Source organism: Actinacidiphila sp. bgisy144 (genome assembly GCF_057708105.1).
This window is the reverse complement of record NZ_JBYIRM010000072.1, coordinates 1-8,517: the sequence shown is the minus strand read 5'-3', so window position 1 is coordinate 8,517 and position 8,517 is coordinate 1. Positions and strand designations below refer to the sequence as shown.

The 8,517-nt window shown below is 72.5% G+C and carries 7 protein-coding genes; 3 read left to right on the top strand and 4 right to left on the bottom strand.

The window, feature by feature from the left end:
- The first annotated feature begins 112 nt into the window (after positions 1-112).
- Entirely contained in the window at positions 113-658 is a 546-nt protein-coding gene (locus tag AC3EVP_RS36555; protein WP_335982492.1) for an NUDIX hydrolase, read from the top strand.
- 24 nt (positions 659-682) lie between these two features.
- On the opposite strand, the gene AC3EVP_RS36550 is transcribed toward AC3EVP_RS36555, so the two are convergent.
- Genes AC3EVP_RS36550 through AC3EVP_RS36535 form a run of 4 tightly spaced genes read right to left on the bottom strand, consistent with a single transcriptional unit; the run spans position 683 to position 6,599 of the window.
- A complete protein-coding gene (locus tag AC3EVP_RS36550; protein WP_435138014.1) occupies positions 683-2,818 on the bottom strand; it encodes a dipeptide ABC transporter ATP-binding protein in 2,136 nt (711 codons plus the stop codon).
- Positions 2,819-2,868: 50 nt separating this feature from the next.
- The gene (locus AC3EVP_RS36545; RefSeq protein WP_335982488.1) at positions 2,869-3,795 is read right to left on the bottom strand and encodes an ABC transporter permease; all 927 of its coding nucleotides are present in this window, start codon (positions 3,793-3,795) and stop codon (positions 2,869-2,871) included.
- Positions 3,782-4,735: an ABC transporter permease gene (locus tag AC3EVP_RS36540; RefSeq protein WP_435138010.1), complete on the bottom strand. Its 954-nt coding sequence runs from the start codon at positions 4,733-4,735 to the stop codon at positions 3,782-3,784. The genes AC3EVP_RS36545 and AC3EVP_RS36540 overlap by 14 nt, the downstream gene beginning before the upstream one ends.
- Before the next feature lie 10 nt (positions 4,736-4,745).
- Positions 4,746-6,599, bottom strand: coding sequence for an ABC transporter substrate-binding protein (locus AC3EVP_RS36535; protein WP_435138007.1), 1,854 nt, complete (start codon positions 6,597-6,599; stop codon positions 4,746-4,748).
- A gap of 535 nt (positions 6,600-7,134) precedes the next feature.
- Here AC3EVP_RS36535 and wrbA point away from each other — a divergent pair.
- Positions 7,135-7,737 (top strand): NAD(P)H:quinone oxidoreductase, encoded by a 603-nt coding sequence (gene wrbA, locus AC3EVP_RS36530; RefSeq protein WP_335982482.1) that lies wholly within the window; start codon positions 7,135-7,137, stop codon positions 7,735-7,737.
- A gap of 193 nt (positions 7,738-7,930) precedes the next feature.
- Positions 7,931-8,517: lytic polysaccharide monooxygenase auxiliary activity family 9 protein (locus AC3EVP_RS36525; RefSeq protein ID WP_435138004.1), on the top strand; the 587-nt coding region annotated here is incomplete at its 3' end.

Below are 8,517 nucleotides of genomic sequence, written 5' to 3'. Positions count from 1 at the left end.
GCGCGTCCCCGGTGCCCGACCCGTGATAACCCGCGGGCGCCGCCGCCCGAAGCTGTGCGACGATCACCCCTTTGACGCGGTGGCGGCACAACTCGCGGGCGGAGGACGGGCGATGACGGCGACAGGACCAGCGGAGGCCGGAACGGCGGCGGACGGCGGCGGCCGGGAACCGGCGGGCGGCGCGCCGCCGGTGGAGGTACGGCACCGGCTGCGGGTGGCGGCGTACGGGGTGTGCGTGCGCGACGGCCTGCTCCTGCTGTCGCACCTGCGGCCGTACGAGGACAAGCCGGCGGCGTGGACGATGCCGGGCGGCGGGCTCGAACCCGGCGAGGACCCCTACGACGCGGTCGTGCGCGAGGTCGAGGAGGAGACGGGCTACCAGGTCGCCGTCGACCGGCTGCTGGGCATCGACTCCTTCCGCGGCAGCCGGGTCCTGGACTCCGGTGTGGTGGACGCCTTCCAGGGGCTGCGGATCGTCTACCGGGTCCATGTGGTCGGCGGTGAGCTGCGCGACGAGGCCGACGGCTCCACCGACCGCGCCGCGTGGGTGCCGATGGCGCGGCTGCCCGCCCTGGACACGGTCGAGCTGGTCGAGGCGGCACTGCGGCTGGACCGCGAGCAGCCCCCGTCCGGGCGGGCGGCCGGCCTGGAGCCGTGACGAGCCGGGGGGTCCGGCAGGAGCTCAGGCCGAGGCGGGCAGCGGCTCGGCGGGCACGGGCTCGCGCAGCGGATGGTGGCAGGCCGCGGTGTGGCCGGGGCCGAAGGAGCGCGGGGCGGGCTCCTGCTCGGCGCATCGGTCGGTGGCCAGCGGGCAGCGGGTGCGGAATCGGCAGCCGGACGGCGGCGCGGCGGGGCTCGGCAGCTCTCCGCTGACGCCGGTGCCGTGCTTGGCCCGCTCGGCCGCCGGGTCCGGCACCGGCACGGCGCTCAGCAGGCCCGCGGTGTAGGGGTGGGCGGCGCGCAGGTGGATGTCGTCGGCGCTGCCGACCTCGACCAGCCGGCCGAGATACATCACCCCGATCCGGTCGGCGAGGTAGCGCACCACCGCGAGGTCGTGCGAGATCACCACGTACGACAGGCCGTGCGACGCCTGGAGCCGCTTCATCAGGTTGAGCACCTGCGCGCGGACGGACACGTCGAGCGCGGAGACCGGCTCGTCGGCGACGACCAGCCGGGGGCTGAGCGCCAGCGCCCGGGCCAGGCCGACGCGTTGGCGCTGGCCGCCGGAGAACTCGTGCGGGAACAGGTCGAGCCCGCGGGCGGGCAGCCCGACCTCGGCGAGGAGTTCCGCGACCCGCGCGCGCTGCTCGCGTGCGGTGCCGATGCCCTGGATGCGCAGCGGCTCGCGCAGGATGCTGCCGACCCGCATCCTCGGGTCGAGCGAGGAGAAGGGGTCCTGGAAGACCATCTGGAGGTCCTGCCGGCGGCGCCGCAGCTCCCGGCCGCGCAACGCCCCGAGGTCGGTGCCCTCCAGGGTGACGGTGCCGGCGTCGGGCCGGTCCAGGCCGACCAGCAGGCGGCCGAGCGTGGTCTTGCCGCAGCCGGACTCGCCGACCAGGCCGAAGGTCTCGCCGTGGCCGAGGGTGAAGGAGACATCGGAGACGGCGTGCACGACCCGCCGGCCGCGCCCGGGCAGGTGCGCCCCGCCCACCGCGAACTGACGTACCAGGCCGCGTGCTTCGAGCAGCGGCCGGGCGGGGGAGTCCGGGGCGTCCACGGCCTCGGGTGCGCTCTTCGGCCCGGCCGCAGCGCTCTTCGGTTCGGCGGCCGCGCTCTTCGGTTCGGCGGGCACGCTCTTCGGACGGGCCGCCGGGCGCGGTACGGCGGGCAGGTCGCCTTGCGGGCGCGGCCCGTCCACCGGGTGCCAGCAGGCGAAGCGGTGCTCGGGCGGCCCGGTGAGCGCGGGCTGCTCGGTGCGGCAGCGGTCGGTGGCATGCGCGCAGCGGTCGGCGAACGCGCAGCCGGTCGACGGGCCGGTCAGGTCCGGCGGCAGGCCCGGGATGGTCGGCAGCTGCCGGGCCGGGTCCTGGTCCAGCCGCGGCACCGAGGCCAGCAGGCTCTGGGTGTAGGGGTGGCGCATGCCGTGGAAGAGCCGGTCCGTGCCGGTGCTCTCGGCGATCCGCCCGGCGTACATCACGTTGACCCGGTCGGCGTGCCCGGCGGTGACCCCCATGTCGTGGGTGATGAGGATCATCGCCATGCCCAGCCGGGCCCGCAGGTCGGCGAGCAGGGTGAGGATCTGCGCCTGGATGGTGACGTCGAGCGCGGTGGTGGGCTCGTCGGCGATGAGCACGCGCGGCTCGTTGGCCAGCGCCATCGCGATCAGCACGCGCTGGCGCAGCCCGCCCGACAGCTGGTGCGGGTAGTCGCCGAGCCGTTCGCGCGGGTGCGGCAGCCCGACCAGGCCGAGGACCTCCGCGGCGCGGTCGGCGGCCTCGGCGCGGGTGCCGCCGCGGTGCAGCAGGACCGGCTCGGCGACTTGGTGGCCGATGGTCTTGGTGGGGTCGAGCGAGGTCATCGGGTCCTGGAAGACCATCGCGATCTCGTTGCCGCGCACCGCGCGCAGCTCCCGGGCCGGCAGCCCGACCAGTTCGCGGCCCGAAAGCCGCACCGAGGAGCCGTCCTCGATGCGGCCGCCGGGCGGCAGCAGCCCCATCAGCGACAGCCCGGTCATGGACTTGCCGCTGCCGGACTCGCCGACCAGGCCCAGCGTCTCGCCTTCCGCGAGGTCGAAGGAGACGTCCTCCACCGCCCGTACGACACCGCGGCTGGTGCGGATGCGGGTGGTCAGGTTCCGGACCTGGAGCAGGGCGGCCATGGTGTTCCTCGATTCGTCGCCGGCGGCGGCGGGGGAGCGGTGCGGTGCGGTCAGGAGCGGTGCTGCCGGACGTCCAGCGCGTCGTGGACCGCGTCGCCGATCAGGTTGAAGGCGACCACGGTGATGATCAGGACCACCGCGGGCGGGTACACCAGCCACCAGTAGCCGTCGTAGAGGTAGTCGAGGCCGCCGGTGAGCATGGTGCCCCAGTCGGCGTGCGGCGGCGGCAGGCCGAGGCCGAGGAAGCTCAGCGTGGACAGGGTGAGGATCGAGTCGGCGACGGTGAAGGTGGCGCTGACGATGATCACCCCGGCCGCGTTCGGCACCAGGTGGCGCACGACGATCCGCCGCCCGGTGCCGCCCATCATCCGCGCCGCCTGCACGAACTCCCGGGTGCGCAGGGTCAGTACCTCGCCGCGCACCAGCCGCGCCGAGCCCAGCCAGGACAGCAGCGACAGCACCACGATGATCAGCCCCAGCGACGGGGTGAACATGCTGACCACGATGAGCAGCAGCACCAGCCCGGGCAGGGCGAGGAAGGTGTCGACCGCCCGCATCATCACCGCGTCCACGAACCCCCCGAAGTACCCGGCGAACGCGCCGTACAGGGTGCCGATGAAGGTGGTGGCCAGCGCGACCGCGAAGCCGAGTTCGAGCGAGGAGCGGCCGCCGGCCATGAGGCGTCCCAGGACGTCGTAGCCGGAGGCGTCGGTGCCGAGCGGGTGCCCGCCGCCGGGCGGCAGTTCGGCGAGGTCGAGGTGGACGGTGACCTGGTCGGTCCGGTAGAGCAGCGGCCCGAGGAAGCAGAAGGCGGCGACCACCGCCACCACGCCGAGCCCGATCAGGGCGCGCGGGTCGCGCAGGAAGGCGGCGGCCGACAGGCGGCCGGAGCCGCGCCGGACGGCGAGGGCGCCGGCTTCCGGCGCGGGCGCCGGGGCGGGCCCGATGCCAGCGGGCCCGGTGTCATGGGTGGTCATAGCGTATCCGCGGGTCGAGGAGGCTGTAGGCGATGTCGGCGAGCAGGCTGGCGACGACGGTGGCGACGCCGACCACGAGCGTCGAGGCGAGCAGCACCGGATAGTCCTTGCCGGTGGCCGCCTGGTAGAACATCAGCCCCATCCCCGGGTAGTTGAAGACCGACTCGGCGATCACCGCACCGGTGACGATGGCCGGGGCCGCCAGCCCGAGCAGGGTGATGATCGGCAGCAGTGAGTTGCGCAGCACGTGCCGGCGCAGCACCAGCCCCTCGGGCAGCCCCTTCGCGCGGGCCACCAGGACGTAGTCCTGCGCGAGGGTGCTGATCGCCGAGGAGCGCATGTAGCGGCTGAAACCCGCCACCGTGACCAGGCAGAGCGTCACCACCGGCAGCACCAGCCCGCGCGGGTCGGACAGGATGCCGCCGACCGACTCCGCCTGCGGCGCCTGGGAGGGCAGCAGGTGCAGCTGCACCGAGAAGAGCGCGACCAGCAGCAGCGCGAAGAAGAAGTCCGGCATCGAGTACAGCACGAACGACACCACCGTCAGCGCGTGGTCCACCGCCCGGTCGCGCCGCAGGGCCTGGTAGATGCCCATCGGCAGCGCGACCGCCAGCGCCAGCACCGTGGACAGCCCGAGCAGCACCGCGTCGCGCGGCAGCCGCTGCGCGATCAGCGTGGACACCGGCTGGTGCATCGAGTAGGACGTGCCGAAGTTGCCCTGCGCCGCCTGCTTGACGAAGGTCAGGAACTGCACGGCCAGCGGCTTGTCGAGGCCGTTGGCGGCGTTGAAGACCGCGATCCGCTCGGAGTTGGCCCGCATGCCGAGGCTGGCGCGGGCCGCGCTGCCCGGCTCGAGGTGGATCAGCGCGAAGGTCACCACCATCACGCCGATCACCACCACGACCGCCTGCCCGGTCCGGCGCAGCAGGTAGGCCGTCACCGTGTGCCCGTCATGAGGTGTAGGCCCAGTCCTCGTAGTCGATCGTCCCGGAGAACGGGTTGAGCGGCACGACACCTTGGAGCTTGCTCCGGTACACCAGCAGGCTGCTGCGCAACGGCACCCACAGCCAGGGGAGTTGGCGGGCGGCGTAGTCCTCGTAGGTGGAGAACGCCGCCTTCGACGAGCCGTACTCCGTGGCCTTGATCAGCTTGTCCATGGTGGGGTCGGAGTAGCCGCCGTAGTTGCCGGAGCCGCCGGTGTCGAAGAAGCCGGTGCCGTTGGGGTAGAGCGAGTAGGGCTCGTAGCCGAAGTCGGCCAGCTGCCAGCCGCACGTCGAGGACGGGTGGGAGGCGGCGGTGCAGGTGCCGATGGTGCCGATCAGCGTGTTGAACGGCTCGGCCTTGAGGTTAAGGGTGATGCCCGCCTGCGCCTCGGAGGACTTGACGGCGGCGTTCTGCTCGTCGGTGGTGGCGCGGCCGGAGGAGTAGAGCAGCTGGAAGGTGAGCGGCTGGCCGGCCTTGATGCCCGCGCCGCACTGGCCGGCGCCGGTGCCGGGGTTCTGGCAGGTGCTGGTGCCGCCGGGCACCACCTTCCAACCGTGCGCCTTGAGCAGGGCCTTGGCCTTGGTGGGCGAGTACGGGTACGGTCCGCCGGACTTCTCCAGCGGTGTCGCCCAGGTGCTGGTGGCCTTCACCGGGACCGGCCCGCTGCCCGGGTCGGCGTAGCCGTTGTAGACCTTCGAGACGATCTGCGGGCCGTTGATCAGGTACTGGAGCGCCTGGCGGACGTACAACTGCCGCAGCACCGTGCCGACTTTGGCGTTGTAGAGGTTGGGCAGGATGCCCGCGACACCGGGGATGGGCACGCTGGCGATCGAGTAGCCGCTGGAGCGCAGCGCCTGGGCCTGCTTGACGTCGTTGAGCGGCAGCCCGGCCACGTCGAGGGAGCCGCCGGAGCGCAGCGCGTTCAGCTCCGGGGTGTCGGTGGTGAAGGGCTGCATGACGAGCTTGTCGACCGAGGGCTTGGAGGTGCCGGAGTAGGCCGGGTTGGGTACGTAGCTGTAGTAGCCGTTGCTGCGGAATTCCTTGAGCTTCCAGGGACCGTCGACCACCTGCCACAGCGGGTTGGTGGCGAAGGTGCCGATCTTCGCCCCTTCCTTCTGGAGGTAGGAGTAGACGGCCTGGGCGCCCGCGGTGGTCGTGTCGTGGTCGCCGACCGCCCCGGTGGCGGAGGTCTTGTCCCACGCGTGCTGGGGCAGCAGCGGGATGGTGCTGAGCACGTCGTCGGTGTAGAAGTCCGGGTTGTAGGACCGGGTGAGATCGAGCACCACGGTGTGGGCGTCGGGCGTGGTCACCTTGGAGACGTCGTCGGGGAAGAGCCCGGGCTGGTGGGCCTGCCAGTTCTTCGCGTCGGCCTTGAGCAGGTTGTACACGAACGTGAAGTCCCGGCTGGTGATCGGCTTGCCGTCCGACCACTTCCAGTCCTTGAGGTGGATCGTCACCCGCTTGTCGCCGTTCGAGTACTCCAGCGCGGAGAACAGGCTCTTGTCCTTGTTCACCTGCGACGCTGCCCCGTCGCCGGCGTACACCAGATACGGCCACAGGGCCTCGGTGAGGTTGGCGTTGTACCCGTTGGAGTTGGTCGCCGGGGCCAGCGGGAAGATGAAGTCGGGCGTGGCCGCCACGGCGGCGACGGTGATGGTGCCGCCCTTCTTCACCGGGCGCTTGCTCGCGGTCGCGTGCTGCCCGTCGGAGATCGTGCCCCCGCCGCCCCCGCCCCCGCCGGTGCACGCCACCGCGGCCATCGCCAGCGCCACCGCGACCGCGGCACCTCTGGTACGTCGGATCACGCGCATGCGTGTCATCGCCCTCCCCACTTGTGCGGCAGCGCCCCAGGACCGGTGAACCCATGTCTCGTATGTCAGGTGCACGACAGTCGATGCGTCAGGGATCTACCCCGCCCCACGCCGACTGAAGCGCCGATCCGACCGGTGTCCGGAACCTCCGCGTACGCGGGAGGGCGCTTGTTGATCACGACCAGCATGGGGGCCGAATGTTGCGGAAGTGATGCGGCGGTGTGTCACTGCCTCCTGGGGTGCGGGGTGTTCGTGCGCTGGGCGGGTGCGGGAGCGGGCCGTGTTCCGGGTGCTGCGCCCGCGTCCCGTGCGGACCCGTGCCCCCGCCCCCCGCTCCCCGTGCCCCCGTGTCCCCGTGCCCCCGTGCCCACGCGTCGCGTCCGTCCGGGTGAACCACGGGCGGCGCGGGCCGACGGTCGCGGCCGGGGGCGGGGCGGGCGCGGAGAGTTGGGGCGTGGGGCCGCGCGGGTGCGGCGATGCGCGCCGCCCGCGGGCCGTTTGACGCACCACCGAAGAGACTGTCGAGCGAGCGGGAGATGTGCGCGTGTCCGTCCGAGTTGCCGTCATCTACTACAGCGCCACCGGGAACGTCCACCAACTCGCCCAGGCCGTGGCCAAGGGCGCCGAGCGCCGGGACGCGGAGGTGCGCCTGCGCCGGGTCCCCGAACTCGCCCCCGACGCGGCCATCGACGCCAACCCGGCCTGGCGCGCCCACGTGGACGCCACCAAGGACACGGTGCCCGAGGCGACCCTCGAAGACCTGGAGTGGGCCACCGCCTACGCCTTCGGCACCCCGACCCGCTTCGGCAACGTCACCTCCCAGCTCAAGCAGTTCATCGACCTGACCGGCGCGCAGTGGCAGGCGGGCGTCTTCCACAACAAGCCCGCCACCAGCTTCACTTCGGCGATGAACCCGCACGGCGGCCTGGAGTCCACGCTGCTGTCCCTGAACAACGTCTTCTACCACTGGGGCTGCGTGATCGTGCCGCCCGGCTACACCGACCCGGTGCTCTTCCCGGCCGGGGGCAACCCGTACGGCACCAGCTGGGCCAGCGGCGGCGGGCAGGGGCCGGACAAGGCGACCCTGGACGCGGCCGAGTACCAGGGGCGCCACCTCGCGGACATCGCGACCCGGCTAGCAGGCTGACACCCCGTCAGATCGTGGCCGCCGGTCGCGGTGCGGCTGCCTCGCGGGGCGGGCGGCCGCGGTTTGTCGGGTCTTGGGCGGGAATCGATCGGCGAGTTGGCCGGTTTTTGATGTGGACATGCTCAGTTGACATGATTAGCGTGCGGCTTGGTCTAGACCTGACCTGGACCGCCCCCCACCTCAGGAGTCCTCCATGCGCAAGAAGATCGCCACCGCGGTCGTCGGCGTCGGCGTCGCGTCCGCCTTCGCGCTGAGCACCGGCAGCGCCAGCAGCCACGGCTACATCAGCACCCCGCCCAGCCGCGCCGCCCTGTGCGCCGCCGGCACCGTCACCAACTGCGGCGACATCCAGTACGAACCGCAGAGCGTCGAGGGCCCCAAGGGCTTCCCCGCCGCCGGCCCCGCCGACGGCAGCATCTGCAGCGGCGGCAACTCCCGCTTCGCCCAGCTCGACGACCCGCGCGGCGGCGGCTGGCCCGCCACCCAGGTCACCGGCGGCCAGAGCTACACCTTCACCTGGAAGCTCACCGCCCAGCACTCCACGACCGACTTCTCGTACTACCTGACCAACAGCAGCTACGACCCCACGAAGCCGCTGACCCGGTCCGAGATCGACACCACCCCGTTCCTGACCGTGCCCTACAACGGCGCCCAGCCGCCCGCCACCGTCGTGCACCAGGGCACGATCCCGACCGGGCACACCGGCAAGCAGCTCATCGTCGGCGTGTGGACCATCGCCGACACCGGCAACGCCTTCTACTCCTGCGCCGACGTGCAGTT

Excerpts from the sequence above, each read along its gene's own strand:
- AC3EVP_RS36550 (WP_435138014.1), bottom strand. The coding sequence starts at position 2,818 with ATGGCCGCCCTGCTCCAGGTCCGGAACCTGACCACCCGCATCCGCACC.
- AC3EVP_RS36545 (WP_335982488.1), bottom strand. The coding sequence starts at position 3,795 with ATGACCACCCATGACACCGGGCCCGCTGGCATCGGGCCCGCCCCGGCG.
- AC3EVP_RS36535 (WP_435138007.1), bottom strand. The coding sequence starts at position 6,599 with ATGACACGCATGCGCGTGATCCGACGTACCAGAGGTGCCGCGGTCGCG.
- AC3EVP_RS36555 (WP_335982492.1), top strand. The coding sequence starts at position 113 with ATGACGGCGACAGGACCAGCGGAGGCCGGAACGGCGGCGGACGGCGGC.